Below are 26,250 nucleotides of genomic sequence, written 5' to 3' on the forward strand. Positions count from 1 at the left end.
TTTTAAAGAGCATTTCTGCGAGAAACCTGGAGTTTCTCAGCAGCGCTGCGTTTTCAGCAGCAGAGAAGCGAGATTATGAACCGTCTTTTTCAGCTCGTCAACAACTTTCTGAACTGCTTCGTTGCGACGACCGGGGTTCAACTTCGTGTGCGCCGGGGTTCTACCACCGCCCTCGTCCGCACCGCTCCCCTTTTCCTCCCGCGCCGCGTTTCCGTGAGCGCGAAAGAGGCGTGATTCTAAGCAGCTCCCGGCGATCGCGCAAGGGGTTTCTCGAAAAAATATAAGGCCCCGCACGCTACCGCGTGCGGGGCCTTATATAGAGGCAGCCGAAGCGTCAGACCATACGCGCCTGGCGCGCCACTATCTCCATATAGTGATCGAGACCAGGCGTCACCTTGCCCTCTTCCTTCGCGGTATCGTCCCAGCGGCGCAGGCGCAGAGCGTCCTCCGCGAACGGGCGCCGCAGGAACGCCGCCGTTTCCTCTTCACTGAAGATGCCTCCCTGCAGCGCGAGGCTGCGCACCGAATCCGGCGACAGGCTCCCGAAGTAGCCGGCGTCCGTGCGGCACAGGCAACGCTTGGCGTCGACGTGCAACCGGATCGGCTCCAGCACCGCCTCGTTGAACAGCGGCCGCAGAAACGGCAGCACGTAATACTGATGCAGGTCGTCGATCCCCCGCGCGCTCGGCGTCTCGCCCTGCCGATTCAGCAGATGCCCCAGGTCGTGCAGGAACGCGGACGCAACCAATGCGTCGTCGGCGCCCGCTTCCTCCGCCAGCAACCCGCTCTGCAACGCATGCTCCAACTGCGTGACCGGTTCGCCGCTATACGCGACGTGGCCATGCTCGCGATACAGCCCATGAATCTCTTCCACCGTCAGTGCCATCCGCTCACTCCCAAGGCAGCGAAAACGTCTTCAGGTTCGTGAAGCTCTTCATCGCTTCCTGAACGCCTTCCTTATAGCCGAGCCCCGAATCCTTGATCCCGCCGAACGGCGACAGCTCGATCCGGTATCCGGGCACTTCCCAGACATTCACCGTCCCGACGTTCAGCTCGTTCACGAACCGCACGACCGCGGCCGTACTGTCCGTACAGACACCCGACGACAGCCCGAACGCCGTGCCGTTGCTGATCCGGATCGCGTCGTCGATCGTGTCGAACGCGATGACGGGCGAGACGGGGCCGAAGGTCTCCTCGCGCACGATCGTCATCGACGGATCGACGTTGTCGAGCACGGTCGGCGAATAGAGCGCCCCGCGACGCACGTTGCCGATCAGCAGGCGCGCCCCCCGCGCGACCGCCTCGCCGACCCGCGCCTCGAACAGTCGCGCCGCCGCGTCGTCGATCACCGTGCCCATTTCATTCGCGGGATCGAACGGATCGCCATATTTCCATGCACGCGTCTTCTCGACGAGCAACTCGGTGAACGCCGGCGCGATCGAGCGCTGTACCAGGATCCGCTTGACGGCCGTGCAGCGTTGCCCCGAATTCCGGTACGAGCCGAGCACGGCCAGCGATGCGGCACGTTCCAAATCGGCGTCGTCGAGCACGATCAGCGGATCGTTGCCGCCGAGTTCCAGCACGATGCGCCGATAGCCGGCCCGCGCGGCGATCGCCTTGCCGATCGACACACCGCCCGTAAAGGTGATCAGCGATGCGTGCGGATGCGTGACGAGTTCGTCCGAGATTTCGCGCGGGTCGCCGGTCAGTACCTGCAGCATCGGCTCGGGCAAGCCGGCCTCGTAGAGCAGGTCCGCCAGATAGAACGCCGACAACGGCACCTTCTCCGACGGCTTCACGATCACGCGGTTATTGGTCGCGATCGCCGGCGCGATCTTGTGTGCGACCTGATTCATCGGATGATTGAACGGCGTGATCGCGACGATCACGCCGTCGAGCGGCTGCCGCTGCGAAAACACACGGCGCGCCTTGCCGTGGGGCGTCAGGTCGCACGAGAAGCTCTGCGCGTCGTCGCGCAGCGCCTCCACCGCCGCGAACTTCAGCACGTCGGCAACGCGGCCGATCTCATAGCGAGAATCCCGTTTCGACAATCCCGATTCGAGCGTGATCAGGTCGGATGCTTCCTCGGTACGCTCGCGCAGCAACGCCGCCGCGCGTTCGAGAATCTGCGAACGCTCGTAACGCGTGAGCGCCGGCCGGTACGCCATCGCGTAGTCGAACGCGGCGCGCACGTCGTCGACGCTCGCCAGCGGCACCGTGCCGACACGCGTGCCGGTATACGGATCGGCGACGTCGAGAACACGGTCGCGCGTCGCACGCGTGCCGCACCAGCGCAGCGCCTCGGCGCGAAAGGCGGGGTGATCCTGTCGGGGATGAGCCATCATGACGCGACCCGGTTCAGCACGAAATCGAAGACGTCGAAGTTGCGCGGACGACGTACGGGGTCGTCCCGCTCGATCCGACGGTTGAACAGCAACGGCACCTCCTGCTCGGACACGCCGCCGTGCGAACGCAGCGGCACGGTCAGGCCGGACAGGTCGTGTTCGCGCTCGCGCGTGCCGAGCGTCATGTCGCGCCGACCGATCACGACGAGGTCGCCGATCCGGTCGGCCGGCAGCTCGAAGCGCGCGGAGGCTTCCGCGTTGTCGAGCACGAGCTCGACGCCGTCGATCCCGCCAACGCGCCACATCGCTTCGGTCCGGTCGACGCCGGGTGCCAGGTAGACGGTCGCGAACGAGCCAAGCGCGCCGTGGTGCACGACGTACGGATCGGTGATCGGCAGGATCACGCGAGCGGCCCGCGCGCCGAACCAGCCGTCGAACGCGTCCTGCAGATAGATCACGTTCGGGCGGCCCGTTGCCGGATCGTGCTTCGCGTTCATCCCGTGGTCGGCCGTGAGCCCGATCGCCCAGCCGAGCGCGTCGAGCTGCGCGAGATAGCCGTCCATCATTGCGTAGAACGCGTTCGCGCCGGCACTGCCGGGCTCGCACTTGTGCTGCACGTAATCGGTGGTCGACAGGTACATCAGGTCGACCTGGCGCGTTTGCGCAAGCCGCACGCCGGCCGCGAACACGAATTCGGAAAGCGCCGCGCTGTACACGTCGGGCGACGGCAGGCCAACCCAGTCGAGCACGTCGACGATCCCGTTTTCCGCGAGATTCGCCTGCGCGGCCTTCTCGGCGGAAAAACAGATGCCCTTCATCTGCCAGCCGAGCAGCCGGCGCAGCTTGTCCTTCGCCGTGACGACGGCCACCCGCGCGCCGGCGTCGGACGCCGCCGCGAGCAGCGTGCCGGCGCGCAGGTAGGCTGGGTCGTTCATCATCACTTCGGCACCGCGTCCGCCGTCGGCGGCCGGATCCCAGAAGTAGTTGCCGCAGATCCCGTGGACCGCCGGCGGCACGCCGCAGACAATCGACAGATTGTTCGGGTTGGTGAAGGTCGGCACGACGCAGTCGGCGCGCCAGGCCGTGCCTTCCGCGATCATCCTGCCGATGAACGGCGCGACGCCCGCATCCACCGCGCGCTCGAGATAATCGTACTCGCAGCCGTCGACGCAGACGACGACGGTCGGTTCGACCGGCAGCCGGTAGCGCCGGCCGTTGACGTCGACGGAACGCCCCGCGAGATCCGCCGATACCTTGCCGGCGGCCGGTTGCTCGCCGGGCTGCCGCAATGCGAACGCGGCGTTCATGATGCCGCCCGCTTGCCGCGCGGCACCCGCGCGGCGATCAGCAGCAGCGCCGCGAGCGACGCGCCGAGCATCAGCAGCGACAGCGCCGACGCCGGAAGGTAGTAGCCGCGCTCGACCTGACCAATCACGACGATCGGCACGGTCGCGAAACCTGGCGGGTAGACGGTCAGCGTCGCGCCGAGTTCGCCGAGCGACAGCGCGAAGCCGAGCGCGAGACTCGCGCGCAGCGCCGGCACGAGTTGCGGCAGCAGTACGCGGCGCAGCACCATCGCGGGCGGCGCACCGAGGCTCGCCGCGGCTTCGCGCAGCACGGTCAGCTCCGGGCGCAGCGCGGCGGCCGCGCAGCGATAGCAGAACGGCAGAATCAGCGCGAGTTGTACGAGCACGACGATCGCGGCGGAACTCGACAGATCGAGCGGCTTCTGGTGATACGCGATCAGCACCGCAAGCCCGAGCACGACGCTCGGCACGCCGTTCGGCACCATCACGAGCGCATCGACCACCGCGCCGAGACCGCGCCGGTCGCGCCCTTCGAGCGCGAGTGCGAGCCACAGCCCGAGGATCGTGCCGATCGCCGACACGCCGAAGCCGATCTCGAGGCTCGTCAGCAGCGCGTCGTATTCCGGCGAACCCAACCGCTCGAACCAGCGCAGGCTGTAGCCGGCCGGCAGGATCGTGCCCGACCACTGCGTCGACACGCTCGACAGTGCAACGACGATGACCGGCAGCACGAACAGCCAGAAGCAGGCGAACGCGGCCAGCGCGAGCGCCGCGCGCGACGCATGCTTGAGCAGCGTGTCGCCCCAGCCGATCCGATGGCGCGGCACGGCTTGCCCGATACGAAATTCAGCGGACATCGTTCCCTCCCGTCGCACGCCGGTTTACCCGGCGATAAACCGCATAGAGCGCCAGCGACAGCGCGAGCATCACGACCGCGCCGGCCGATGCGGTCGGCAGGTCGAGGTCGACGGTCGCGCTGCTGTAGATCGCGACCGGCAGCGTCACGAGCCGCGCGCTGCCGAGCACGAGCAGGATGCCGAACTCGTTCAGCGTCAGCAGGAAGCACAGCACGGTGCCGGCGGCGATGCCCGGCCACGCGATCGGCAGCACGACACGGCGCGCGAGCATCCAGCCGGACGCGCCGAGGCTGCGTGCCGCCTCGATCAGGCGCAGGTCGAGCGTCGCGAACGACGCGAGCGTCGGCCGCACGACGAACGGCGTATAGAACACGGTCTGCGCGAGAATCACGCCGCCGATGCCGAACAGGAAATCGAGCGGCGGGGTCTCGAGATGGAACAGGTGCTGCAGCGCGATGCTGATCGAGCCTTGCGAGCCGTACAGGAAGATCAGCGTGAACGCGACGAGGAACGACGGGAACGCGACGTACAGTTCCAGGAAGCGCGTGACGAGCGATGCGCCCGGAAACGGCTTGAAGAACAGCAGCGCGGCCAGCAGCACGCCGAGCACCGACGCCGTGCCGGCGCTCGCGAACAGCACGCCGACGGTCGTCAGCAGCACGTTGCGCGTATCGGGGTTGCCGAAGAACGTTCGGTACGCGGCAAAGCTCAGCCCGTGATCGCCGGACACGCTCAGCAGCACGAGCCGCACCAGCGGATAGACGACGAGCGGGCCGAGCACGACGATCGCGAGCGCAGCGAGGTGCAGATCGCCCATGCGCTTGCGGCGCCGCGCGGCGGCGGCATGCGCGGCGGCCGACGCGAGCACGTGCGGCGGCAGGCCGGCTTCAGGGCGCGATAAGGACGACATCGTCTGCCTCGCAATGCAGGGAAACGCGCGCCCCGCGCTCGGGAGCCGCGCCGCGGCCGCGTTGCATCGTGACGCGCACGGGTTCGTCGGGCGCCGCGTCGATCACGACCGCGATCGACAGGTCGGCGCCCTGCCATTCGACCGACGACACCGTGCCGTGCAGGCCGCCCGCCGCGAGCGGCATCACGGTCAGGCGCTCGGGACGCACGCAGGCGACCTTGCCGCGCACGTCGTGACGCGGGTCGCCGAGCGGGAAGATCACGTGCGGCGGCAGCAGGTTGGCCGGGCCGAGATAGCGCGCGACGTAGCCGTCCCGCGGCGCGTCGTACAGCTGCTGCGGCGTGCCGAGCTGCGCGATGCGGCCGTCGCGCATCAGCAGCGCGCGGTCGGACAGCACGAGCGCGTCGTCGCGGTCGTGCGTCACGCAGACGACGGTCAGGTTCGGCAGGCGCTCGTGCAGCGCCTTCAGCTCGCTGCGCACCGACGCGCGCAGGTTGGCGTCGAGCGCCGACAGCGGTTCGTCGAGCAGCAGCACGTCCGGCTCGATCACGAGCGCGCGGGCCAGCGCGACGCGCTGCTGCATCCCGCCCGACAGTTGCGCGGGCAGGTGGTGGCCGGCCTCGCCGAGCTGCACGAGCTTCAGCGCGTCGGCGACGCGGCGCGTCACTTCCGACGAGGCCATCCCGCGCGCGCGCAGCCCGAATGCGACGTTCTCGAACACCGACAAGTGCGGGAACAGCGCGTAATTCTGGAACAACAGACCGAGATTGCGCTTGTGCGGCGGCGCATGGGTCAGGTCGCGTCCGGCCACGGTCAGTGTGCCGGTCAGGCCATCGGCCTTCACGAACCCGGCGATGAAGCGCAGCAGCGTGGTCTTGCCGCAGCCGCTCTTGCCGAGCACGGTCAGAAATTCACCGGCGCCGATCGACAGCGACAGATCTTCCAGCACCGTGCGTGCGCCGTAGCGCACGCTCAGGTGCTCGATCTGCACGCCGCCCGGCGCGCCGGACCGCAGCGTGGCGCGCGGTTCGGCGGCGCCGAATGCGCCGGGATGGGTCAGGGTGGTTTCCACCGGGTTCATCCTCTTGCTCACTAATACAGGCGGCGTGTGCCGATCACTTCGGCTTGACGACGTCGAGCTGCTTGCCCGAGCTGCCGATCACGTCCTTCTTCCAGCGCTCGATCCACACCGGCTTCTTCGCCATCACCTGCGCCCAGTCGACCGGGATCAGCTTCACGCCCGCGATCGCCTTCTTGACCGCTTCGCCGTTCTTGCCGGCCAGCGGCACGTCCGTGCGGCCCGGGATGCCGTACATGTCCGGCACCTTCGACTGCACGTCCGTCGACATCAGGTAGTCGATCAGCTTCTTGCCGGCGTCCTGGTTCGGGCCGCTCTTGATCAGGCCGATGCCGTACGGCAGCTGGAAGGTGGTCGGCTGGTCGCCGTCCTTCGCGGCCAGGAAGATCGGCTTGACGGCCAGCGCGCCGTGCTCGGCGTCGTCGAGATCCATCTGCAGGTCGCCGTTGGCGACGCTGATCTCGTTACGCGACAGCAGCACGTTCAGATAGCCGGTGCCCTTCGTGTGGAATTTCACGCTCTGCGACAGCTTCGCGAGGTAGTCGAACGCCTTGTCCTCGCCCATCAGCGACGTCGTCAGGATCAGCACGGCCATCCCGTCGCCGGCCGTGGCCGGGTTCGAGTACGCGACCTTGCCCGCGTAGGCCGGCGACAGCAGGTCCGCGAACGTCTTCGGCTGGTTCTTCACGACGTCCGGGTTGATCGCGAACGAGAAGTAGTTGTTCACGAACGTCGCCCACGTGCCGTCTTCCGCCTTCGCGATCGCCGGCACATTCTTGTAATTGACGCTCTGGTACGGCTGCAGCAGGCCCATCTGGCCGGCTTGCTGGATGAACGGCGGCAGCGTGACGATCACGTCCGCCTTCGGCGAGTTCTTTTCGATGTTCGCGCGGTTGACGACCTCGCCGCTGCCCGCCGTCACGATGTTCACCTTGACGCCTTCCTTCTTCTCGAACGCCGGCAGCACATCGCGATAGAGATTCTCGAGACCGTCCGCCGTATACAGCACGACCGCGTTCGCCGCATGCGCGGGCATCGCGGCGCCTTGCAGCAGACCGGCGGCGCAGGCGGCCAGCGCGAGCTTGCGGAACGCGCCGGCAGCGGCGCGCGAGGAATTCTGCAGTGTCATCTCACTTCTCCGTAGGCGGAACACCAAACGGCCGGGGCACGATCCGGCTCCTTTCAGTCGGACAGACCGACGACCGGCCTGCCTCGCTGCCGCGCTGCAGGTGGTCTCGCGCGGCAACCGAAGGATCACAGCGTTCGATGACAACGCCGTGACGCGCGCCACAATTTCCACAAAATGACACATTTCGCCAATATCATGCAAGTCGCCCAGAAATGCCAACCTGGCGTTTCGTCCGATCTTTGCTGGAGAAAATGTCATGCCCGCCCCGATTCTGCTCACGCCCGGCCCGCTCACCACGTCCGCCACAACACGCCACGCAATGCAACATGACTGGGGCTCGTGGGACGCCGCTTTCAATCAATTGACGGCCAGCGTCTGCGCGGATCTCGTCACGATCGCGCGCGGCGGCGACGAATACGTGTGCGTGCCGATGCAAGGCAGCGGCACGTTCTCGGTCGAGGCCGCGCTGGGCACGCTGGTGCCGCGCGACGGCGTCGTGCTGGTGCCGGACAACGGCGCGTATTGCGCGCGCATCCTGAAGATCCTCGGCCGGCTCGGCATCGAGGCGATCGCGCTGCCGTTCGGCGAGGACGCCGCGGTCGTCCCGGCGGCGATCGAAACCGCGTTCGCGCGCGAGCCGCGCATCACGCACGTCGCGCTGGTGCATCTGGAAACGAGCGCCGGCATTCTGAATCCGCTCGACGCGATCGCGGCCGCATGCCGCCGGCACGGCAAGCGGCTGATCGTCGACGCGATGAGTTCATTCGGCGCGTTGCCAATCGCGCTGGCGGACAGCGGGATCGACGCGCTGATCTCGGCGAGCGGCAAATGCCTGGAAGGCGTGCCGGGGATGGGGTTCGCGATCGTACGGCGCGACGCGCTCGACGCGTGCGAAGGCAATTCGCCGTCGCTCGCGCTCGATCTCCATGATCAGTACGCCTACCTGCGCAAGACGGGCCAGTGGCGCTTCACGCCGCCGACCCACGTGATCGCCGCGCTGCGCGCCGCGCTCGACCAGTACCTGGCCGAAGGCGGCCAGCCCGCGCGCGGCGCGCGCTATGCGGAGAACTGCCGGACCTTGATCGAATCGATGCGCGCGCTCGGCTTCACGCCGTTCCTCGACGCCAGCGTGCAGGCGCCGGTGATCGTCACGTTCCATGCGCCCGACCATCCGGCCTACGATTTCCGCCGCTTCTACGACGCGGTGCGCGACGCGGGCTTCATCCTGTATCCGGGCAAACTGACGCAACGCGAGACGTTCCGCGTCGGCTGCATCGGCGCGATCGATGCCGGCGACATCCGGCGTGCGGTCGCGGCGATCGCGCTCGCGGTCGAATCGCTCGGGATTGCCGTGCAGCGCGCGTGAGCGCTGACGCATGCCACGGCGCGCAAGCAGGGAACGCAGAAACAAAAAAGCCCGGCGACCCACAGGTCGCCGGGCGAACGCACCGAGAGTGCGTGGAGCCGGTACTTACAGTTCGATCCGCTTGATGTCGCCGACGACGAAGATGTACGACAGCGCACCGATCAGCGCGATCACGCCGATGAACACGAGCGCGCCGACGAACGATCCGGTCGTTGCGACGATGAAGCCGACGACGAGCGGCGTGATGATGCCCGCGAGGTTCGCCGCGAAGTTGAAGATGCCGCCGGTCACGCCGAGCAGGCCGTCCGGCGCGATGTCGGACACGAGCGTCCAGCCGAGCGCGGCCATCCCCTGCGCGAAGAATGCGACCGACATGATCGCGATCACGGCTTCGTTGCTTTGCACGTAGTTCGCGAGAATGATCGTCGACGCGAGCAGCAGGCCGGCGATGATCGGCAGCTTGCGCGCGAGGTTCGCGGACTTGCCGCGGCGCAGCAGCCAGTCGGAGAAGATCCCGCCGAACATCACGCCGACCGACGCGGCGATGAACGGCATGATCGCGAAGAAGCCGATCTTCAGCCAGCCCATATGGCGCTCGGTCGCGAGATAGGTCGGGAACCAGGTCAGGAAGAACACGAGCGTCGAGTTGCCGGCGAACTGGCCGAGGCAGATACCCGCGAGCTGGCGCTTCTTCAGCAGCCGGCCGGCCATCGACCAGCTGAACTTGGCCTGCGCGGGCTTGCCGCTCTTGTCGCCGTCCTTGCGCGCGCCGTGCACGAGACCGCCGCCCGCTTCGATGTACGCGAGTTCCTCCGAATTAGCGGCCGGATGGTTGCGCGGCTCGTGATAGAACTTCCACCAGACCAGACCGAACACGATGCCGACCGCGCCGACGACCCAGAACAGCGAGCGCCAGCCGAACGCACCCATCAGCGCGAACAGCACGGGGCTGAAGAACGCGAGGCCGATGTACTCGCCGACGGTGTAGGTGCCGGTCGCCATCGCGCGCTCGTTCTGCGGGAACCACGTCGCGACGACCCGGCTGTTGGTCGGGAAACACGGCGCTTCCGTCACGCCGAGGCCGAGCCGGCATGCGAGCAGCGTCCCGACACCGGGCACGAAGCCCTGCAGCAGCGTGCACAGCGACCACAGCGTCATCGACCAGTAATAAGTGATCTTGCTGCCGAAACGGTCGAGGAACAGGCCGCCGGGCACCTGCATCGCGACGTACGTCCACGAGAACGCGGAGAACATGATGCCCATCACCGCCGCGTTGATGCCGAGCTCCTTGGTGAGCTGCGGCGCAGCCACCCCCAGCACGGTACGGTCGAGATAGTTGATCATCGTGCCGATCGCGAGCAGCGCGAGGATCTTGTAGCGCGCCGAGGTCCGCCGGACCGTGCCGGCCGCCGCGGGCGCGGCGTTCGTGTGGGTGGTGTGCTGCATGGTTGTCTCCTGGTCTATTTTTCAGCTAGTCGGTAGAAGGGTCAGCGTGCGACGAGCGACTGAAAGTGTTCGAACATCCGCTCGTCGTCCGGCGTTCGTCCGGTGAAGATCTCGAACGCATCGACGGCCTGGTACACGGCCATCCCGCCGCCCGGCAGCGTCGCGCAGCCGGCCGCGCGCGCGGCGCGGATCAGTTCGGTTTCGAGCGGGAAATACACGATGTCGGCGACCCACATTCCCGCGTGGAGCAGCTCGGCCGGCAGCGGCAGGCCCGGATGCTTGGCCATGCCGGTCGGCGTGCAATGGATCAGGCCGGTCGCGGCCTGCATCGCGGCCGCGAGATCGCTGCCCGGCGTGACCCGGGCGGCCGGGAAGCGCTGCTGCAGCTCACCCGCGAGCGCGACGGCACGCGTGCCGTCGACGTCGAAGATCGTCAGCTCGGCGGCGCCCATCTGCAGCGCAGCATGCGCGACGGCCGCACCCGCGCCGCCCGCGCCCAGCTGCACGACACGCTCGAGCGACGCGTCGGGCAACCCCCGGCGGAACGACTTCGCGAAACCCGACCAGTCGGTGTTGTGGCCGATCCGCTTGCCGTCCTTGAACAGCACCGTGTTCACCGCGCCGAGCGCGCGCGCGTCGTCCGACAGCGCGTCGAGGTGCTCGATCACGCGCTGCTTGCACGGATGCGTAATGTTGAGCCCGTTGTAGCCCATCCGCTGCGCGGCATCGAGCAGCTCCGGCAGCGCGTCGGCGGTCACGCCGAGCACGTCGAGATCGATGCGCCGGTACACGTAGCCGAATCCCTGGCGGAAACCTTCTTCCTCATGCATCGCGGGCGACAGCGAACCGCCGATGCCCTGGCCGATCAGGCCGATCAGAAAAGACGGGCGGCTCATCGTGCGGCTCCCTGCGCAAAAAGGGTCGACAGGCGCTGCAGCGCGAATACGTAGCCTTCGGTGCCGCAGCCGCAGATCACGGCTTCGGCCACCGCCGACACATACGAGTGGTGACGGAATGCCTCGCGACGATGCACGTTCGAGATATGCACCTCGATCACGGGTTTCGCGATCGCGGACAGCGCGTCGGCCAGCGCGACCGACGTGTGCGTATACGCGGCCGGGTTGATCACGATGCCGTGCGTATCGTGACGCGCGGCGTGCAGCCAGTCGATCAGCTGGTGCTCGGCGTTCGACTGGCGAAAGTCGATCTCCAGTCCGAGCCCCTCGGCCGCCGTGCGGCAGCGCTGCTCGACGTCGGCAAGGGTTTCCGCGCCGTAGATGTGGGGCTCGCGGGTCCCCAGCAGATTCAGGTTCGGGCCGTTCAGCACCAGCACCTTGTGCTTGCTCATGGTGTTTCTGCTCCTAAAACGGGGGCGCATCGCTAGCCGACTTCGCCCCTTGAAGTCAAGATTTGGCGCTAGTGTGCGCTTGCGCAAGCGCAATGTCTTTTCGGGTTTTCGCTAATTTGTACCATCTAGTTAGTTTGTATAATTCGCCATACTCCCTTAGTAAATTCGGGATGTGGCGCCCGCAGGTCGTTCAACGACTGGTTCATTCCGGCCCGATCCGGCCGACGCCACGCCCCGCTCACCCGCAGGATTCGCCCATGCAGCGCTCGATCGCCACCGTGTCACTGTCCGGCACGCTCGCCGAGAAGCTCACCGCCATCCAGGCCGCCGGCTTCGACGGCGTCGAAATCTTCGAGAACGACCTCGTCTACTTCGATGGATCGCCCGCCGACGTGCGGCGCATGGCCGCCGATCTCGGCCTCGACATCGTGCTGTTCCAGCCGTTTCGCGACTTTGAGGGCGTGAGCCCGGCCCAGCTCGCCCGCAATCTCGACCGCATCCGCCGCAAGTTCGACGTGATGCACGCGCTCGGCACCGACCGCATCCTGGTGTGCAGCAGCGTGGCGCCCGACACGATCGCGGACGACGCGCTGCTGGTCGACCAGCTCGGCACGCTCGCCGAAGCCGCGCGCCAGGCCGGCGTGGTCGCCGCGTACGAGGCGCTCGCGTGGGGCCGCGTCGTGAACCGGTACAGCCACGCATGGCAGCTCGTGAACGCGGTGAACAGCCCGCATCTCGGCCTCGCGCTCGACAGCTTCCATACGCTGTCGCTCGACGATTCTCCGGACGCGATCGCCGACATCCCGGGCGACCGGATCGCGTTCGTGCAGATCGCCGACGCGCCGAAGCTCGCGATGGACGTGATCGAATGGAGCCGCCACTTCCGCTCGTTTCCCGGCCAGGGCGACTTCGACCTCGCGCGCTTCACGGCCCGCGTGATCGAGTCCGGTTATACGGGGCCGCTGTCGCTCGAAATCTTCAACGACGGCTTCCGCGCCGCACCGACCGCGATCACGGCCGCCGACGGCCACCGCTCGCTGCTTTATCTGGAAGAACTGACGCGCGCGCGGCTCGCGCAGGACGGCCGCGCGCCCGCCGCCGGCCAGCCGCTGTTCGCGCCGCCGGCGCCGCCCGCGCACGTCGGGTTCCAGTTCATCGAATTCGCGGTCGACGCGCAGGCGGCAGCCACCGTCGGCGAATGGCTCGGCCGGATGCGATTCCGGCTCGCGGGCCGCCATCGATCGAAGGACGTGACGCTGTTTCAGCACGGCGCCGCGTCGATCGTGCTGAACGCCGAGCGCGACTCGTTCGCCGACGCGTTCTTCCAGCAGCACGGGTTGTCGCTGTGCGCGTCGGCGTTCCGCGTCGACGATGCGAAAGTGGCATTCGAACGCGCGGCCGGCTTCGGCTACGCACCGTTTTCAGGGCGCGTCGGCCCGAACGAGCGCGTGCTGCCGGGCGTGCAGGCGCCGGACGGCAGCCTCGAATATTTCGTCGACGAGACGCCGAACGCGCCAACGCTGTATGAATCCGATTTCGTGCTGACCGACATCGACGGCCCCAGCGAGGTCGGTCCGCTGACGGGCATCGATCACGTCTGCCTCGCGCTGCCGGCCGACGCGCTCGATACGTGGATCCTGTTCTTCAAGACCGCCTTCGGCTTCGAGGCCGAGCGCAGCTGGCTCGTGCCCGATCCGTACGGCCTGATGCGCAGCCGCGCGGTGCGCAGCGCCGACGGCTCGGTGCGGATCGCGCTGAATGCGTCGGTCGACCGCCACACGGCCGTCGCGGAATCGCTCGACCGCTATCACGGCACGGGGCTGAACCACGTCGCGTTCCGGACCGACGACATCGTGAAGACGGTCGCCGCGTTCGCGGCCGACGGCGTGCCGTTCCTGCGGATTCCGCCGAACTATTACGACGATCTCGCCGCGCGCTACGCGCTGCCGGACGAACTGATCGAGACGCTCAGCGCCCACCATCTGCTGTACGACCGCGACGACGACGGCGGCGAATTCCTGCATGCGTATACGGAACTGGTCGACAACCGCTTCTCGCTCGAAATCGTCGAGCGGCGCGGCGGCTACGACGGCTACGGCGCGGCCAACGCGGCCGTGCGGCTCGCCGCGCAGGCCCAGCGCAGGAAATAAGGGAGCAAGCGAATTGCGCGCAGGGGGCGAATCGAATGGGAAAACTACGTCGACCCTGCGACGTGCGACGCGCGGACGCACCGTCGTGGTGAATACCGCGGCGGCGCCCCGCCCGGCAAGGCCGGCCGCTCGGCACCGGAAACCATCGCCGGGCGGAGGTTACATCCCGTAACGCACGCCGCACTGCAGCATCGGCCTGGCCACCGCGGTTTTAAGAATCGCTTAAGTCTTCGACGGCACCATCCGCAACCAGTACCCGACGGATATCTCGAAAAGGAGGACAGCGATGAGCGCCGTAGATGCACCCGCGGGCCGCCCGGCCGCGCCCCCTGTGAAAAAGACGATGCTGCGCCGTTTGCTCAGCCATCATGAAATCGCGACGCTGCTCGTGCTGCTGCACGCACCGATCGGCGCAAACGCCAAACCCGAATTGCCCGCGCTGCAGGAAGCCGGCCTCGTCGAGATGATCAAGCTCGACGCCGACACGGCACCGAGCTTCCGGCTGACCGAAGACGGCACGGCCGTCCTGAAAGGCCTCGGCTACCGCTGAGCCGCCGCTTTCCCACTTCCTTTCCCCGCTTCGTACTCTCGCACCGCCCCGATCCTTCAGACCCGCCGGCCCGCCCGGCGCGTCACTTCACCCTGCCCGGTCCTGCAGCATCAGCCGGTATTCCGTCGGCGTCATGCCGACCGTCGCCTTGAACTGGCGCGTGAACGCGCTGTGATCCGTATAACCGCATAGCGCCGCGACGTCGGTCACCTTGTCGTGCGTGACGAGCAGCGCCGTGGCCGCGTCGAGCCGCGTTTTCAGCAGCACCTGGCGCGGCGTCAGGTGAAACACCTTGTGGAAGTAGCGTTCGAGCTGCGCGACCGACATCCCGGCCATCTGCGCAAGCTGCTTCAGGTTCAGCGGTTGCACGTAGTGATCCTGGATGTGCTGCACCACGTCGGCGAGCTTGCTGTAGGCCGGATGCGATCCCTCGTGCGCCTTCAGGTCGCGCGAGATGCCCGCGAGACCGACCACCTTGCCGGCCGCGTCGCGCAGCGGCTCCTTGCAGGTCAGGCACCAGCCCGGCTGGCGGCCCGGATACAGATGCAGCTCGAGCTGGTCCATCAGCTGCTGGCCGGCGGTGATCGTCGCCATGTCCTGTTCGAAGTAGGTCCGGCCGAAGCGGCGCGGAAACACCTCGTCGGTCGTCTTGCCGAGCAGGTCGCGCTTGTCCTTGTAGCCGCAGCGCATCGCCAGCGTGCGGTTGACGAGCGCGTAGCGGCCGTTCGCGTCCTTCACGAAGAACGCGACGTCGGGCAGTGCGTCGAACACCGGCTCGAGCAGGCGGAAGTGCGCGAGCATCGCGCCGAGATCGGCGTTGTCGGGCTGGTAGCGCAGCGTATCGGACAGGCTCATGGGCGGTGCGGCAAGAAAGGTCGTCATCCCGGCATTGGCGAAGGGAGTGGCTGATGGCGTCGATTATAGGAGCGCGCTCGAGAACACGTCGTGGCGATCTCGGGCAAGCGATCGGGCGGCGCGATGAACGGCGGTCCGCGCAACGCGCCGCCGATCGGCGACGATCAGCGACGATCGGGGGGCCGCATACGTCGGCGCATCGTACGCCGTGCGGTTGTGCGCGCAACCACTGCGGCGCGCTTGTCGGGCGGCGCCGATTTCGCATCGGCCCGCTGCATGGCGCCGGGCATCCGTCGGCAACGTCGGCGATATCGATGCACCCCGCTGGCGCCGCGACAACCCGCGCCCGGACCCGCCATCCTAGAAATGCCGGCGTGTCGCGTCTTGGCGCGATTGCGCATTCCACATGACGATTTCGGCACATATCAGGGTTATCGACGATATGCCGAAATCGTCGCCGGCCGCGCATCGAACGCGCAAGACGCGCGCATTTTCGCTACCTAGACTTCGATCAACGGTTACGAGACGACATCCCGCCGACACCGCGCACGCCGATTCCGGCACAACCTGCGCGGCGCATGGCACACACCGCACGGCCGTCGCAACGGCCTGCGGACCGATACGTCTCGCCCGGTTTACCGCACCGGCCCGCTGGCCGGCGGCGGCCCAACCACGCCATCAAGGGGAAGTGAAAGTGAAGCTGAAGGTATCGCACGTCGCGCTGGCCGCTGCCTGCGCACTGTCGGGCGCACACGCCATCGCCGCAGACGTCGTCAAGATCGGTTTCGCCGCACCGCTGACGGGGCCGCAGTCGAACTACGGCACGGACATGCAGAAGGGCGTGCAGCTCGCGATCGCCGATTTCAACGCGACGCATCCGACGATCGGCGGTCAGCCGGTCACGTTCCAGCTCGACTCGCAGGACGACCAGGCCGACCCGCGCACCGGCACGACGGTCGCGCAGCGGCTGATCGACGACAACGTCCGCGGCGTCATCGGCCACTTCAACTCGGGCACCAGCATTCCGGCGTCCGACCTGTACGATCGCGCGGGGCTGCCGCAAATCTCGATGGCGACGTCGCCGCAATACACGGCGCGCGGCTACAAGACGACCTACCGGCTGCTGACGAGCGACGCGCAAGCGGGCCGAATCGTCGGCACGTACGCGGTGAAGACGCTGCGCTTCAAGCGCATCGCGATCATCGACGACCGCACGGCCTACGGCCAGGGCATCGCCGACGAATTCGCGAAGGCCGTGCAGGCCGCCGGCGGCACCATCGTCAAGCGTGATTTCACGAACGACAAGGCGCTCGACTTCTCTGCAATCCTGACCAACCTGAAGGGCATCAACCCCGACGCGATCTTCTACGGCGGCGGCGACGCGCAGTCGTCGCCGATGATCCGCAAGATGCGCCAGCTCGGGATGAAGGCCGCCTTCGTGACCGGCGAGATGTCGCGCTCGCCGACGTTCCTGAAGGTCGGCGGCGAAGCGGCCGAAGGCGCGATCGTCTACATGGGCGGGCTGCCGAAGGAAAAGATGCCGGGCTTCGCCGGCTACGCATCGCGCTACAAGGCACGCTTCAATGAAGACGTGATCACCTATTCGCCCTACTCGTACGACGGCACGATCGCGCTGCTCACCGCGATGAAGGATGCAAACTCGACCGACCCGAAGGTTTACACGCCGTATCTCGGCAAGGTGTCGATCAAGGGCGTGTCGGCGCCGAGCATCGCGTACGACGCGAAGGGCGACCTGAAGGATGCGCCGGTGACGATCTACAAAGTCGAGCACGGCGCGTTCAAGCCGGTCGACACGATCGCCGGCAACTGATCGAGCAGACCCTGTCACGCGCGCGGCGCGGCAAGCGGTTCACCCGCCTGCCGCGCCGCGTGCGTTTCGTCCCGACGAAGTCCGAAGCATTCCTCGGCGCGGCCCCGCGCGCACGCATTTCGCGCTCCTGTAGAATCCCCCCACCCGCTTTGTGACGCTTCGTCTGCGTCGTGCCCCATCCCGGTGCGACGGTGCGTGTCGCGTGCCCATCCGGCGCTCGGCACACGCTCGACGACGCAAGCCGCGCCTTGCCAGTCCATGCCGATAGCGGGTTCTGGAGACGCAGCACCGACAACAACATTCGAAAACCGATCGTCCTGACCATGCAAGCTTCCGAATTGAGCGGCGTGCCTCGCGCCGCCGAACGCGCGCTCACGCGCAGCGACTATAAAACTCTTGGCCTTGCCGCACTCGGCGGCGCCCTCGAGTTCTACGACTTCATCATCTTCGTGTTCTTCGCACCCGCGATCGGACAGCTGTTCTTCCCGCACGACATTCCCGACTGGCTGCGCCAGCTGCAGACGTTCGGCATCTTCGCGGCCGGCTATCTCGCGCGCCCGCTCGGCGGCGTGATCATGGCGCACTTCGGCGACCTGTTCGGCCGCAAGCGGATGTTCACGCTGAGCGTGCTGATGATGTCGGTGCCGACGCTGCTGATGGGCCTGCTGCCGACCTACGACTCGATCGGCATCCTCGCGCCGGTGTTGCTGCTGCTGTTCCGCGTGCTGCAGGGCGCGGCGGTCGGCGGCGAAGTGCCGGGCGCATGGGTGTTCGTGTCGGAGCACGTGCCGTCGCGCCACATCGGCTATGCGTGCGGCACGCTGACCGCGGGCCTCACGGCCGGCATCCTGCTCGGCTCGCTGGTCGCCGCCGGCATCAACAGCCGTTACTCGGGCGCCGAAGTCACCGCGTTCGCGTGGCGCATTCCGTTCCTGCTCGGCGGCGTGTTCGGCCTGTTCTCCGTGTACCTGCGCCGCTGGCTGCACGAGACGCCGGTGTTCGCCGAGATGAAGGCGAAGAAGGCGCTCGCGGCCGAGATTCCGCTGAAGGCCGTGCTGCGCGACCACGGCCGCGCGGTAATCGTGTCGATGCTGCTCACGTGGATGTTGTCGGCGGCGATCGTCGTCGTGATCCTGATGACGCCCGCGTTGCTGCAGAAGCAGTTTCACCTGACGCCCGCGACCACGCTGTTCGCGAACAGCATCGCGACGCTGTGCCTGACGGCCGGCTGCATCACCGCCGGCTCGCTCGCGGGCTGGATCGGCGCGAAGCGCGTGCTCGGCATCGGCGGCCTCGTGCTGGCCGCGTGCTACTACCTGCTGTTCGCGCAGGTCGCGGCCGATGCGTCGACGCTGCCGCTGTACTACGGGATCGCCGGCTTCGCGGTCGGCACGATCGGCGCGGTGCCGTTCGTGATGGTGAAAAGCTTCCCGGCCGTCGTGCGCTTCTCGGGCATCTCGTTCTCGTACAACGTCGCGTATGCGATCTTCGGCGGCCTGACGCCGGTGATCGTGTCGCTGATGATGAAGTCGAACCCGCTCGCGCCGGTCGTGTACGTCGCGACGATCTGCGTGCTCGGCGCGATCGCCGTGCAGTTCTCGAAGGATGCGAAGGACCTGAAGGACGCGCGCTGAACCCCGGCGCGCATGCGCCCGCTGGATGAACAAAGGGCCGAATCCCGCAGCATGCGGGATTCGGCCCTTTTGATTTGGTTCAGCGCGGTGCGCGACGTGCGAGCGTCGCGCCGTTCTGCCCGGTTCGACTCAGCGCAGCGCGCCGTACGACGAACTCGGCCGGCGCAGCGCGTCGATGCTCGCGCCGCCCGCGCCGGTCACGAACAGCAGCAGGAAGCCGCCGGCGATCGCGATGTTCTTCCAGAAGTGGATCACCATGTCGTGCTGGACCGCGGCGTCGGTCGCGTCCCAGAAATTGTGTCCGACCATCGCGGTCGCGACCGTATAGAACGCCATCAGCAACGCGAGCGGCTTCACCTTGTAGCCGACGATCAGCAGCAGGCCGCCGAGCGCTTCGATCGTGACGACGACCGGGCCCGTCACCTGCGGATAGGGCACGTTCAGCCCATGCAGATAGCCGATGAAATCGCTGTAGCCGAGCAGCTTCATCACGCCGCCCCACAAGAACAACGCCGCCAGCGCCAGGCGTGCGAAAAAAATGACGCCGGAATCGACGGAACGCGTCATGCCACTCTCCTCGTATGCAATTCGGCCGTCCGCGCGAGGCGTGCCCGCGCGGTTCGGAGCCGCGCGGCCCTGTCGGGCCCGCGGCAAATGGGCCAGCATAGAGGGTCTTTTCGCGGTGTCCAAGAAAAAGGTTGTAGCAAATCTTTACACCGCGGCGGCGACGCAGGCATGACGGCACCACGAAGAACGACGCCCGGCCGCCGCCGCGAATAAAGGGAACGAGCCTTAACCGGCGTCGCTCAGCAGCACGCCTTTCTTGAACAGGAAGCAGCCGTAGCCGCGCAGCTCGCCGGTGACGATCACCGCATACGCCTGCTGCGCACGCTCGTAGAACGCGAATCGATCGACGCCCACGAGCGGCACGGCGCGCCCTTCCGCGCGATCGATTTCGGCCTGCACCTCGCGCTGCACGGGCGGCACCGCGGCCGGATCGCCGACCACTTCCATCCGCCACGCCGGCGTCTCGACGAACGTATCGAGCGGCAACACGGACAGCACCGCGCGCGCGACGCGCGCCGAGTCGGCGCCGTCGATGCGCAGTGCGCGGCCGACCACCGTGTGCTCGGCGACGGATTCCGCCGGAAAATTCGCATCGCAAATCGCCACTTCATCTCCGTGGCCCATCGCGCGCAGCGTGTGCAGGATGTCGGCGTGCAGCAGAGGATCGAGATTCTTCAGCATGTGGGCAAGTCTCCGGGATCGGGAACGAATGGCATAAGTTACCCGATCCCGGCGGCCGCGGGGCATGCATCGCTCACGTCACGACGCCGCGCCCGGCATTTCGTCGATGAAACCCGTGACCGACTTCAGGCGGCCCGACGCATCGACGATGCCGAAATCCGAACCCTTCACGATCGCCGCGCCGTCGGGCGACACGAGCGCCCATGAGAAGCGCAGATGCTGGCCGAATCCGTCGACGTCGGTCGTGCGGCGGAATCGGAACGCGGGGAAGCGCGCCTGCACCGCGGCGATCATCGTGTCGATGCCCGCGTGGCCGTCGCCGGCCATCAGCGGATCGCGATAGGCCGCGTCGCTCGCGTAGGTCGCATCGATCAGCGCGCGCCGGCGTGCGACGTCGGGCTCGTTCCACGCGTCGAAATAGCGGTCGATCAGATCGGCGTGTGCGGACTGGACGGTTTGGGCGGTGTTCATGCGAGGCTCCTGGTCTGGATGAAGGGAGGACAGCGCCGCGGACGTTTCGTGTTCGCGTGCCGCCATCGTCGCCGGCCTCGCATCGGCGGTCGATTACGTTCGAGGTAAGGAAATCGCGTCGCCGCAATCAAAAACGGGCGCCCGAAGGCGCCCGCATGGTCTGCCGTTGCAAGCGCGCGCGTCAGGTCACGGGCGCCGGATTGAACAGCGTCAGCGCATTCGCGAGCTTCCATTGCTCGGCCCACGTGCGGCGCTTGCCGCTCGCGACGTCGAGCATCAGCCGGAACAGCTCCCAGCCCACGTCCTCGATCGACGCCGCGCCGGTCGCGATCTGCCCCGCGTCGAGATCCATCAGGTCGTGCCAGCGCCGCGCGAGATCGCTGCGCGTGGCGACCTTGATCACCGGCACCTGCGCGAGGCCGTACGGCGTGCCGCGGCCGGTCGTGAAAACGTGCAGGTTCATCCCCGCCGCGAGCTGCAGCGTGCCGCAGATGAAATCGCTCGCAGGCGTCGCCGCGTACAGCAGCCCCTTCTGCCGCGCCCGATCGCCGGGACGCACGACGCCGGCGATCGGCGCGCTGCCCGACTTCACGATCGAACCCATCGCCTTCTCGACGATGTTCGACAGGCCGCCCTTCTTGTTGCCGGGCGTCGTGTTCGCGCTGCGATCGACGCGGCCGCGCTGCAGATAGCGGTCGTACCAGTCCATCTCGCGGATGATCTCGCGGGCGACGTCCTCGTTCGCCGCGCGCGACGTGAGCTGCGCGACGCCGTCGCGCACTTCGGTCACTTCCGAGAACATGATCGTCGCGCCCGCGCGCACGAGCAGGTCGGCCGCGAAGCCGACCGCCGGGTTCGCGGTCAGCCCCGAGAACGCGTCGCTGCCGCCGCACTGCACGCCGACGACGAGATCCGACGCCGGACAGGTTTCGCGACGGCGGCGGTTCAGTCGCTCGAGATGCGATTCGGCCATCGTCATGATCGAGTCGATCATCGAGTTGAAGCCGACGTGCGCGGCGTCCTGCAGGCACACGACGCCGCCGTTGTCCGTCGCGCCGTCGGCCGCCAGCGGAATCGTGCCGGGCGGCAGCAGGCGCTCGGGCTGCAGCTTCTCGCAGCCGAGGCTCACCGTCATCACCTCGCCGCCGAAGTTCGGGTTCAGGCTGATGTTGCGCAGCGTGCGGATCGGGATGTCGGCATCGGGCGCATCGATCGCGACGCCGCAGCCATACGTGTGCTCGAGCCCGACCACGTCGTCGACATTCGGGTAACGCGGCAGCAGTTCGTCCTTGATCCGCTTCACCGCATGCTCGACGACGCCCGACACGCACTGCACGGTCGTCGTGATCGCGAGGATGTTGCGCGTGCCGACCGACCCGTCGGGATTGCGAAAGCCCTCGAACGTATAGCCTTCGAGCGGCGCCAGCGGCGGCGCGGCACGCGTGGCGAGCGGCAGGTCGTCGAGCCCCGGCGGCTCGGGCATGCGCATCGTGCGCTCGTTGACCCAGCTGCCGCGGCGCAGCTCGGCGAGCGCGTAGCCGATCACGACGTTGTAGCGGACGATCGGGTCGCCGGCCGCGAGGTCGACCAGCGCGACCTTGTGCCCTTGCGGCACGCCTTCGCGCAGCGTCAGGCCGTCGGCGAACGTCGCGCCCTCGGGCAAGCCGCCGTCGTTGACGACGATCGCGACGTTGTCGTCCGGGTGCACGCGGATATAAAGGGGGGAAGCAGTCATTGGAATTCCTGGAAGGCTACCAGCCAAATCGTTAGTCATCATATGACATTCGACGTCAACCCGCGATGCTGCGTAAACCCTTATCCGGAAAGACCCTACCCTTTACCCGCCGGCAAACCGCTTGCGCTGCGCTTTCCTGCGTTGTACGATGACATACAACGACATCGCCAATATGGCTCGGATGGCGTACCCGACGAACCCAGCACTGCGCTAGACGGACGACCCAACCATGACCTCACCGCAAGAACTCAAACAGATCATCTCCCACGGCCTGCTGTCGTTTCCGCTGACGGACTTCGACGCGGACGGCAGCTTCCGCCCGACCACCTATGCCGAGCGTCTGGAATGGCTCGCGCCGTATGGCGCGACCGCGCTGTTCGCGGCCGGCGGCACCGGTGAATTCTTCTCGCTCACGCAGCGCGAGTATTCGGACGTGATCCGCGTCGCGACGGAAACCTGCAAGGGCAAGGTGCCGATCCTGGCCGGCGCCGGCGGCGGGACACGCGTCGCGATCGAATATGCGCAGGAAGCCGAGCGCCTCGGCGCGAGCGGCGTGCTGCTGATGCCGCACTACCTGACCGAAGCCAGCCAGGAAGGCATCGCCGAACACGTCGAGCAGGTGTGCCGCGCGCTGAAGATCGGCGTCGTGGTGTACAACCGCGCGAATTCGAAGCTGAATGCCGACATGCTCGAGCGCCTCGCCGACCGCTGCCCGAACCTGATCGGCTTCAAGGACGGCGTCGGCGAAATCGAGAGCATGGTCACGATCCGCCGCCGCCTCGGCGACCGCTTCGCGTACCTCGGCGGCCTGCCGACGGCCGAAGTCTATGCAGCCGCGTACAAGGCGCTCGGCGTGCCGGTGTACTCGTCGGCCGTATTCAACTTCATCCCGAAGACGGCGATGGCGTTCTACGAAGCGATCGCGAAGGACGACCACGCAACGGTCGGCCGCCTGATCGACGAATTCTTCCTGCCGTACCTGAAGATCCGCAACCGTCGCGCGGGCTACGCGGTCAGCATCGTGAAGGCGGGCGCGAAGCTCGTCGGCCACGACGCGGGCCCGGTGCGCGCGCCGCTCGTCGACCTGACCGACGCCGAAATGGCCGAACTCGACGTGCTGATCAGGAAGATGGGCCCGCAATAAGCGGATATGGCCGGCGCGGCGCCTTCGACGGCAGCGCGGCCGGCTCGTTGCCTGTGTTGCATCGCGGCCGGCGCCTGCCGGCCGCGGTCGTTTGCAGCGGCGGCCATGCCACGCGTCCCGCCGCGATGCACGCGGTCACATCTGCGCGATGACGCCGATGATTCGGTGACGCACGTTGCCGAGCTTGATCCGGGTCGCCTCGATCTGCCCTTGCGCACCCGCACGCACGCGTGCATTCGACCCGTCGCCGAGAATCTGCCCCAGCACGTCGCGATCGACGACCGCGTCGAAGAACCGGCCGACCGTGATCGTCGCCGACTGCTTCGCGGTCAGAAGCGCGCTGTTGGCCTGCATCAGCGCTTCGGTGCGCAGGCTCTGGTCGCGGTCGTCGATGTTGCGGCGATGCTCGAGCGCGAACACCAGCGCTTCCATGTCCTGCCGGAAACGTCGCACGGCGAGGCCGAACATGAGCGAATGCGCATCGGAGCCCGTGACGGGCCGCCCCTGGTTGATGGTCACGTCGAATTCGCTGCCGCCCAGGTCGCGCTGGAATTCCAGCAGCGCATTCGCGAGTACGCGCCCTTCGCTGTACTGGCCGATCCGGCTGCGCACCGAATGCGCGACGTCGCCGATCGCCTTCCACAATCCGGCGGCGAACAGGTGGTCGCCGCGCTTGCTGATGTTCATCGGATGGTTCCCTCTTGGAATTTTGTGGTCTCTCAGGCTCGCCTGCGGGCCGGGCGGCCCGAGGCCCCGCTACTGTAGGAGAAATTCCGGTGACGCGGAAGCCATCATGAAAAAAGCGGAGGCAGCCCGCCGGCCGCCCCCGCTTTCAGTCGTTCAGCAAGCGGCCAGGCTTCGCGCCGCGCCGCCGCACCGTCACTCCGCCTTTCCGTCCCGCAGCCGCGGAACGCCGAGCGGATTGCTTTCCTGCAGCCCTTCGGGCAGCAGGTCGTCCGGGAAGTCCTGATAGCACACGGGCCGCAGGAAACGGTCGATCGCGGTCGCGCCGACCGACGTGACCGCCGGGTTCGACGTCGCCGGGAACGGCCCGCCGTGCACCATCGCGTCGCACACTTCGACGCCGGTCGGGTAGCCGTTGACGAGCAGGCGCCCGGCCTTGCGTTCGAGGATCGGCAGCAGGCGGCGCGCGAGCGGCTTGTCGTCGGCGTCCATCTGGAGCGTGGCCGTCAGCTGGCCCTCGAGTGCGTCGAGCACGCGTGCGACTTCGTCGAGATCACGGCAACGCACGATCAGCGATGCCGGCCCGAACACTTCGTGGCCGAACGCCGGCTCGGCCAGGAACGCCGGCGCCGCGACTTCGTACAGCGCGCCGCCTGCCTGGCATTCGGTCTGCGCCGCCTCGCCCGCGCCGACTTCGCGCACGCCCGGCAGTTCGGCCAGCTTGCCGCGTCCATTGCGATACGCGTCGGCGATGCCGCTCGTCAGCATCACGCCGGCCGGTTTCTTCGCGAGCGCCTGTGCCGCGACGGACTCGAAGCGGTCGAGATCGGGGCCATCGACCGCCAGCACGAGGCCCGGATTCGTGCAGAACTGGCCGGTGCCGAGCGTCAGCGAATCGACGAAGCCGGTCGCGATCGCGTCGCCGCGCGCGGCCAGCGCGGCCGGGAACAGCACGACCGGGTTGATGCTGCTCATTTCCGCATAGACGGGAATCGGCTGCGGGCGCGCGTTCGCGAGCTGCACGAGCGCCATGCCGCCCTGCCGCGAGCCGGTGAAGCCGACGGCCTGCACCGCCGGATGGCTGACGAGCGCCGCGCCGGTCACGCGGCCGGGGCCGATCAGCAGCGAGAACACGCCGGCCGGCATCCCGCATTTCGCGACCGCGGCGCGGATCGCGCGGCCGACCAGCTCGGACGTGCCGAGGTGCGCCTCATGGGCCTTCACGATCACCGGGCAGCCGGCCGCGAGTGCCGACGCGGTATCGCCGCCGGCCACCGAGAACGCGAGCGGGAAGTTGCTCGCGCCGAACACCGCGACGGGCCCGAGCCCGACCTTCTGCAGCCGCAGGTCCGAGCGCGGCAGCGGCGTGCGCGCGGGCTGCGCGGGATCGATCGACGCGGCGAGGAAGCGTCCGTCGCGCACGACGCGCGCGAACAGCCGGAGCTGGCCGACGGTGCGGCCGCGCTCGCCCTGCAGCCGCGCGACGGGCAGGCCCGTTTCGGCGTGTGCGCGCTCGATCAGCGCGTCGCCGAGCGCGACGATTTCGTCGGCGATCGTTTCGAGAAACACCGCGCGGGCCGCCAGCGGCTGCGCGCGGTACGCATCGAACGCGTCGCGCGCGAGCTCGCACGCGCGGTCGACGTCGGCCTGCGTCGCGACGCCGAAGGCCGGCGCATCGATCGGCGCGCCCTTCGTCGGGTCGAACGCGTGCAGGGTACCGGCCGAGCCGGCCACCGCATCGGCGCCGATCAGCATCTCTCCAGTCAGTTGCATGGGGTGTGCTCCGTGTTTCGGGAATGATTGGTTCATTGTAGCTCAACAGATACGATGTCTGCCGACACGATTACAGGATTCGCGCCGATCGTCGATCCTGCCACACTCTGCGCGAAACCCTTATCCATTCGGGTCTTGCCCAAATGTTGGCCATTTCACGCCGCTTCGCCAAGGGAAAACCCGACGTTTCGGGTTCGGCGAGGCCTCATGAACTTCTGGTCATGTCATACGACGACGTACGTTAAAGCACCCAATCAAACCTCCCCTCGCGATCTTCCGATCGATCTTGCACGCACCGCCCGCCGCACCGCCGTGCGCTACTGGATCCTGGCGATGCTGTTCGCCGTCTCGGGGTTCAGCTGGGGCATACGTGCCCGCGCAATTGCCGA

Annotated in this window: 24 protein-coding genes and 1 pseudogene; 8 read left to right on the forward strand and 17 right to left on the reverse strand. The window is 67.5% G+C overall.

Annotation, left to right across the window (positions count from 1 at the left end):
* The coding region (locus tag WS45_RS35855; protein WP_218921625.1) for a hypothetical protein at positions 1-284 on the forward strand (284 nt) is incomplete at its 5' end.
* A gap of 50 nt (positions 285-334) precedes the next feature.
* Here WS45_RS35855 and WS45_RS02150 read toward each other — a convergent pair.
* From WS45_RS02150 to phnS, 7 genes are read right to left on the reverse strand one after another with little or no spacing between them, the layout of a single operon-like run.
* Positions 335-886 (reverse strand): phosphonate degradation HD-domain oxygenase, encoded by a 552-nt coding sequence (locus WS45_RS02150; RefSeq protein WP_059697921.1) that lies wholly within the window; start codon positions 884-886, stop codon positions 335-337.
* A 4-nt stretch (positions 887-890) separates the two neighbouring features.
* The gene (phnY, locus tag WS45_RS02155; protein ID WP_059697923.1) at positions 891-2,345 is read right to left on the reverse strand and encodes a phosphonoacetaldehyde dehydrogenase; all 1,455 of its coding nucleotides are present in this window, start codon (positions 2,343-2,345) and stop codon (positions 891-893) included.
* Positions 2,342-3,652, reverse strand: a complete 1,311-nt coding sequence (phnA, locus tag WS45_RS02160) for a phosphonoacetate hydrolase (RefSeq protein WP_059697925.1) — start codon at positions 3,650-3,652, stop codon at positions 2,342-2,344. Before phnA ends, phnY begins: the two co-directional genes overlap by 4 nt.
* Positions 3,649-4,509 (reverse strand): 2-aminoethylphosphonate ABC transport system, membrane component PhnV, encoded by an 861-nt coding sequence (gene phnV, locus WS45_RS02165; protein WP_059697927.1) that lies wholly within the window; start codon positions 4,507-4,509, stop codon positions 3,649-3,651. The genes phnA and phnV overlap by 4 nt, the downstream gene beginning before the upstream one ends.
* Entirely contained in the window at positions 4,499-5,419 is a 921-nt protein-coding gene (locus WS45_RS02170) for a 2-aminoethylphosphonate ABC transporter permease subunit (RefSeq protein WP_059697929.1), read from the reverse strand. The genes phnV and WS45_RS02170 overlap by 11 nt, the downstream gene beginning before the upstream one ends.
* Positions 5,397-6,500, reverse strand: coding sequence for a 2-aminoethylphosphonate ABC transport system ATP-binding subunit PhnT (phnT, locus tag WS45_RS02175; RefSeq protein WP_059528364.1), 1,104 nt, complete (start codon positions 6,498-6,500; stop codon positions 5,397-5,399). Before phnT ends, WS45_RS02170 begins: the two co-directional genes overlap by 23 nt.
* A 34-nt stretch (positions 6,501-6,534) precedes the next feature.
* Positions 6,535-7,626 (reverse strand): 2-aminoethylphosphonate ABC transporter substrate-binding protein, encoded by a 1,092-nt coding sequence (phnS, locus tag WS45_RS02180; protein WP_059528366.1) that lies wholly within the window; start codon positions 7,624-7,626, stop codon positions 6,535-6,537.
* Positions 7,627-7,882: 256 nt separating this feature from the next.
* Here phnS and WS45_RS02185 point away from each other — a divergent pair, with 256 nt between their 5' ends.
* Positions 7,883-8,992, forward strand: a complete 1,110-nt coding sequence (locus WS45_RS02185; RefSeq protein ID WP_059697931.1) for a 2-aminoethylphosphonate--pyruvate transaminase — start codon at positions 7,883-7,885, stop codon at positions 8,990-8,992.
* A gap of 105 nt (positions 8,993-9,097) precedes the next feature.
* On the opposite strand, the gene WS45_RS02190 is transcribed toward WS45_RS02185, so the two are convergent.
* The 3 genes from WS45_RS02190 to aroQ are packed head-to-tail and all read right to left on the reverse strand — an operon-like array spanning position 9,098 to position 11,786.
* Complete coding sequence (locus WS45_RS02190; RefSeq protein WP_059697933.1) at positions 9,098-10,438, reverse strand: MFS transporter; 1,341 nt, start codon at positions 10,436-10,438, stop codon at positions 9,098-9,100.
* A gap of 41 nt (positions 10,439-10,479) precedes the next feature.
* Positions 10,480-11,334, reverse strand: coding sequence for a shikimate dehydrogenase (locus WS45_RS02195; protein ID WP_059697935.1), 855 nt, complete (start codon positions 11,332-11,334; stop codon positions 10,480-10,482).
* The gene (gene aroQ, locus WS45_RS02200; protein ID WP_059528374.1) at positions 11,331-11,786 is read right to left on the reverse strand and encodes a type II 3-dehydroquinate dehydratase; all 456 of its coding nucleotides are present in this window, start codon (positions 11,784-11,786) and stop codon (positions 11,331-11,333) included. The genes WS45_RS02195 and aroQ overlap by 4 nt, the downstream gene beginning before the upstream one ends.
* Before the next feature lie 257 nt (positions 11,787-12,043).
* Between aroQ and WS45_RS02205 the strand changes: the two genes are divergently transcribed.
* Complete coding sequence (locus WS45_RS02205; RefSeq protein ID WP_059692296.1) at positions 12,044-13,936, forward strand: bifunctional sugar phosphate isomerase/epimerase/4-hydroxyphenylpyruvate dioxygenase family protein; 1,893 nt, start codon at positions 12,044-12,046, stop codon at positions 13,934-13,936.
* 286 nt (positions 13,937-14,222) lie between these two features.
* Positions 14,223-14,486, forward strand: a complete 264-nt coding sequence (locus WS45_RS02210; RefSeq protein ID WP_059528378.1) for a hypothetical protein — start codon at positions 14,223-14,225, stop codon at positions 14,484-14,486.
* 87 nt (positions 14,487-14,573) lie between these two features.
* Here the strand turns inward: WS45_RS02210 and WS45_RS02215 are convergent, their stop codons facing one another.
* Positions 14,574-15,368, reverse strand: coding sequence for an AraC family transcriptional regulator (locus tag WS45_RS02215; RefSeq protein ID WP_059528381.1), 795 nt, complete (start codon positions 15,366-15,368; stop codon positions 14,574-14,576).
* A 667-nt stretch (positions 15,369-16,035) separates the two neighbouring features.
* Between WS45_RS02215 and WS45_RS02225 the strand changes: the two genes are divergently transcribed.
* Both WS45_RS02225 and WS45_RS02230 read left to right on the forward strand, forming a co-directional pair.
* Positions 16,036-17,172, forward strand: a complete 1,137-nt coding sequence (locus tag WS45_RS02225; protein WP_059529087.1) for a branched-chain amino acid ABC transporter substrate-binding protein — start codon at positions 16,036-16,038, stop codon at positions 17,170-17,172.
* Between the two features lie 323 nt (positions 17,173-17,495).
* Positions 17,496-18,806, forward strand: coding sequence for an MFS transporter (locus WS45_RS02230; protein WP_059528387.1), 1,311 nt, complete (start codon positions 17,496-17,498; stop codon positions 18,804-18,806).
* 129 nt (positions 18,807-18,935) lie between these two features.
* Here the strand turns inward: WS45_RS02230 and WS45_RS02235 are convergent, their stop codons facing one another.
* The 4 genes from WS45_RS02235 to garD all read right to left on the reverse strand — a co-directional run bounded on the left by WS45_RS02235 (position 18,936) and on the right by garD (position 22,260).
* A complete protein-coding gene (locus WS45_RS02235; protein ID WP_059528390.1) occupies positions 18,936-19,373 on the reverse strand; it encodes a DoxX family protein in 438 nt (145 codons plus the stop codon).
* 225 nt (positions 19,374-19,598) lie between these two features.
* On the reverse strand, positions 19,599-20,054 hold the full coding sequence (locus WS45_RS02240; protein WP_059528393.1) for an RbsD/FucU family protein: 456 nt from the start codon (positions 20,052-20,054) through the stop codon (positions 19,599-19,601).
* A gap of 78 nt (positions 20,055-20,132) precedes the next feature.
* The gene (locus WS45_RS02245; protein WP_059692309.1) at positions 20,133-20,525 is read right to left on the reverse strand and encodes a nuclear transport factor 2 family protein; all 393 of its coding nucleotides are present in this window, start codon (positions 20,523-20,525) and stop codon (positions 20,133-20,135) included.
* Positions 20,526-20,706: 181 nt separating this feature from the next.
* Positions 20,707-22,260 (reverse strand): galactarate dehydratase, encoded by a 1,554-nt coding sequence (garD, locus tag WS45_RS02250; protein WP_059697938.1) that lies wholly within the window; start codon positions 22,258-22,260, stop codon positions 20,707-20,709.
* A gap of 229 nt (positions 22,261-22,489) precedes the next feature.
* Between garD and kdgD the strand changes: the two genes are divergently transcribed.
* Complete coding sequence (kdgD, locus tag WS45_RS02255; protein ID WP_059528402.1) at positions 22,490-23,404, forward strand: 5-dehydro-4-deoxyglucarate dehydratase; 915 nt, start codon at positions 22,490-22,492, stop codon at positions 23,402-23,404.
* A gap of 135 nt (positions 23,405-23,539) precedes the next feature.
* Here kdgD and WS45_RS02260 read toward each other — a convergent pair whose 3' ends face one another.
* Together WS45_RS02260 and WS45_RS02265 are read right to left on the reverse strand one after the other, a co-directional pair.
* A complete protein-coding gene (locus WS45_RS02260; RefSeq protein WP_059692294.1) occupies positions 23,540-24,091 on the reverse strand; it encodes a hypothetical protein in 552 nt (183 codons plus the stop codon).
* 192 nt (positions 24,092-24,283) lie between these two features.
* Positions 24,284-25,861, reverse strand: a complete 1,578-nt coding sequence (locus WS45_RS02265) for an aldehyde dehydrogenase (NADP(+)) (RefSeq protein WP_059697940.1) — start codon at positions 25,859-25,861, stop codon at positions 24,284-24,286.
* A gap of 207 nt (positions 25,862-26,068) precedes the next feature.
* On the opposite strand from WS45_RS02265, the pseudogene WS45_RS35980 reads away from it, so the two are divergent.
* Positions 26,069-26,236: pseudogene (locus WS45_RS35980) on the forward strand (MFS transporter); the annotation flags it as partial.
* Positions 26,237-26,250 lie beyond the last annotated feature (14 nt).

Source organism: Burkholderia sp. RF2-non_BP3 (assembly GCF_001522185.1).
Classification (GTDB): Bacteria; Pseudomonadota; Gammaproteobacteria; order Burkholderiales; family Burkholderiaceae; genus Burkholderia; species Burkholderia diffusa.

What these genes read in the sequence shown, in the direction of transcription:
- WS45_RS02150 (WP_059697921.1), bottom strand. Translation starts at nt 886, where the DNA reads ATGGCACTGACGGTGGAAGAGATTCATGGGCTGTATCGCGAGCATGGC.
- phnY (WP_059697923.1), bottom strand. Translation starts at nt 2,345, where the DNA reads ATGATGGCTCATCCCCGACAGGATCACCCCGCCTTTCGCGCCGAGGCG.
- phnA (WP_059697925.1), bottom strand. Translation starts at nt 3,652, where the DNA reads ATGAACGCCGCGTTCGCATTGCGGCAGCCCGGCGAGCAACCGGCCGCC.
- phnV (WP_059697927.1), bottom strand. Translation starts at nt 4,509, where the DNA reads ATGTCCGCTGAATTTCGTATCGGGCAAGCCGTGCCGCGCCATCGGATC.
- WS45_RS02170 (WP_059697929.1), bottom strand. Translation starts at nt 5,419, where the DNA reads ATGTCGTCCTTATCGCGCCCTGAAGCCGGCCTGCCGCCGCACGTGCTC.
- phnT (WP_059528364.1), bottom strand. Translation starts at nt 6,500, where the DNA reads ATGAACCCGGTGGAAACCACCCTGACCCATCCCGGCGCATTCGGCGCC.
- phnS (WP_059528366.1), bottom strand. Translation starts at nt 7,626, where the DNA reads ATGACACTGCAGAATTCCTCGCGCGCCGCTGCCGGCGCGTTCCGCAAG.
- WS45_RS02185 (WP_059697931.1), top strand. Translation starts at nt 7,883, where the DNA reads ATGCCCGCCCCGATTCTGCTCACGCCCGGCCCGCTCACCACGTCCGCC.
- WS45_RS02190 (WP_059697933.1), bottom strand. Translation starts at nt 10,438, where the DNA reads ATGCAGCACACCACCCACACGAACGCCGCGCCCGCGGCGGCCGGCACG.
- WS45_RS02195 (WP_059697935.1), bottom strand. Translation starts at nt 11,334, where the DNA reads ATGAGCCGCCCGTCTTTTCTGATCGGCCTGATCGGCCAGGGCATCGGC.
- aroQ (WP_059528374.1), bottom strand. Translation starts at nt 11,786, where the DNA reads ATGAGCAAGCACAAGGTGCTGGTGCTGAACGGCCCGAACCTGAATCTG.
- WS45_RS02205 (WP_059692296.1), top strand. Translation starts at nt 12,044, where the DNA reads ATGCAGCGCTCGATCGCCACCGTGTCACTGTCCGGCACGCTCGCCGAG.
- WS45_RS02210 (WP_059528378.1), top strand. Translation starts at nt 14,223, where the DNA reads ATGAGCGCCGTAGATGCACCCGCGGGCCGCCCGGCCGCGCCCCCTGTG.
- WS45_RS02215 (WP_059528381.1), bottom strand. Translation starts at nt 15,368, where the DNA reads ATGACGACCTTTCTTGCCGCACCGCCCATGAGCCTGTCCGATACGCTG.
- WS45_RS02230 (WP_059528387.1), top strand. Translation starts at nt 17,496, where the DNA reads ATGCAAGCTTCCGAATTGAGCGGCGTGCCTCGCGCCGCCGAACGCGCG.
- WS45_RS02235 (WP_059528390.1), bottom strand. Translation starts at nt 19,373, where the DNA reads ATGACGCGTTCCGTCGATTCCGGCGTCATTTTTTTCGCACGCCTGGCG.
- WS45_RS02240 (WP_059528393.1), bottom strand. Translation starts at nt 20,054, where the DNA reads ATGCTGAAGAATCTCGATCCTCTGCTGCACGCCGACATCCTGCACACG.
- WS45_RS02245 (WP_059692309.1), bottom strand. Translation starts at nt 20,525, where the DNA reads ATGAACACCGCCCAAACCGTCCAGTCCGCACACGCCGATCTGATCGAC.
- garD (WP_059697938.1), bottom strand. Translation starts at nt 22,260, where the DNA reads ATGACTGCTTCCCCCCTTTATATCCGCGTGCACCCGGACGACAACGTC.
- kdgD (WP_059528402.1), top strand. Translation starts at nt 22,490, where the DNA reads ATGACCTCACCGCAAGAACTCAAACAGATCATCTCCCACGGCCTGCTG.
- WS45_RS02260 (WP_059692294.1), bottom strand. Translation starts at nt 24,091, where the DNA reads ATGAACATCAGCAAGCGCGGCGACCACCTGTTCGCCGCCGGATTGTGG.
- WS45_RS02265 (WP_059697940.1), bottom strand. Translation starts at nt 25,861, where the DNA reads ATGCAACTGACTGGAGAGATGCTGATCGGCGCCGATGCGGTGGCCGGC.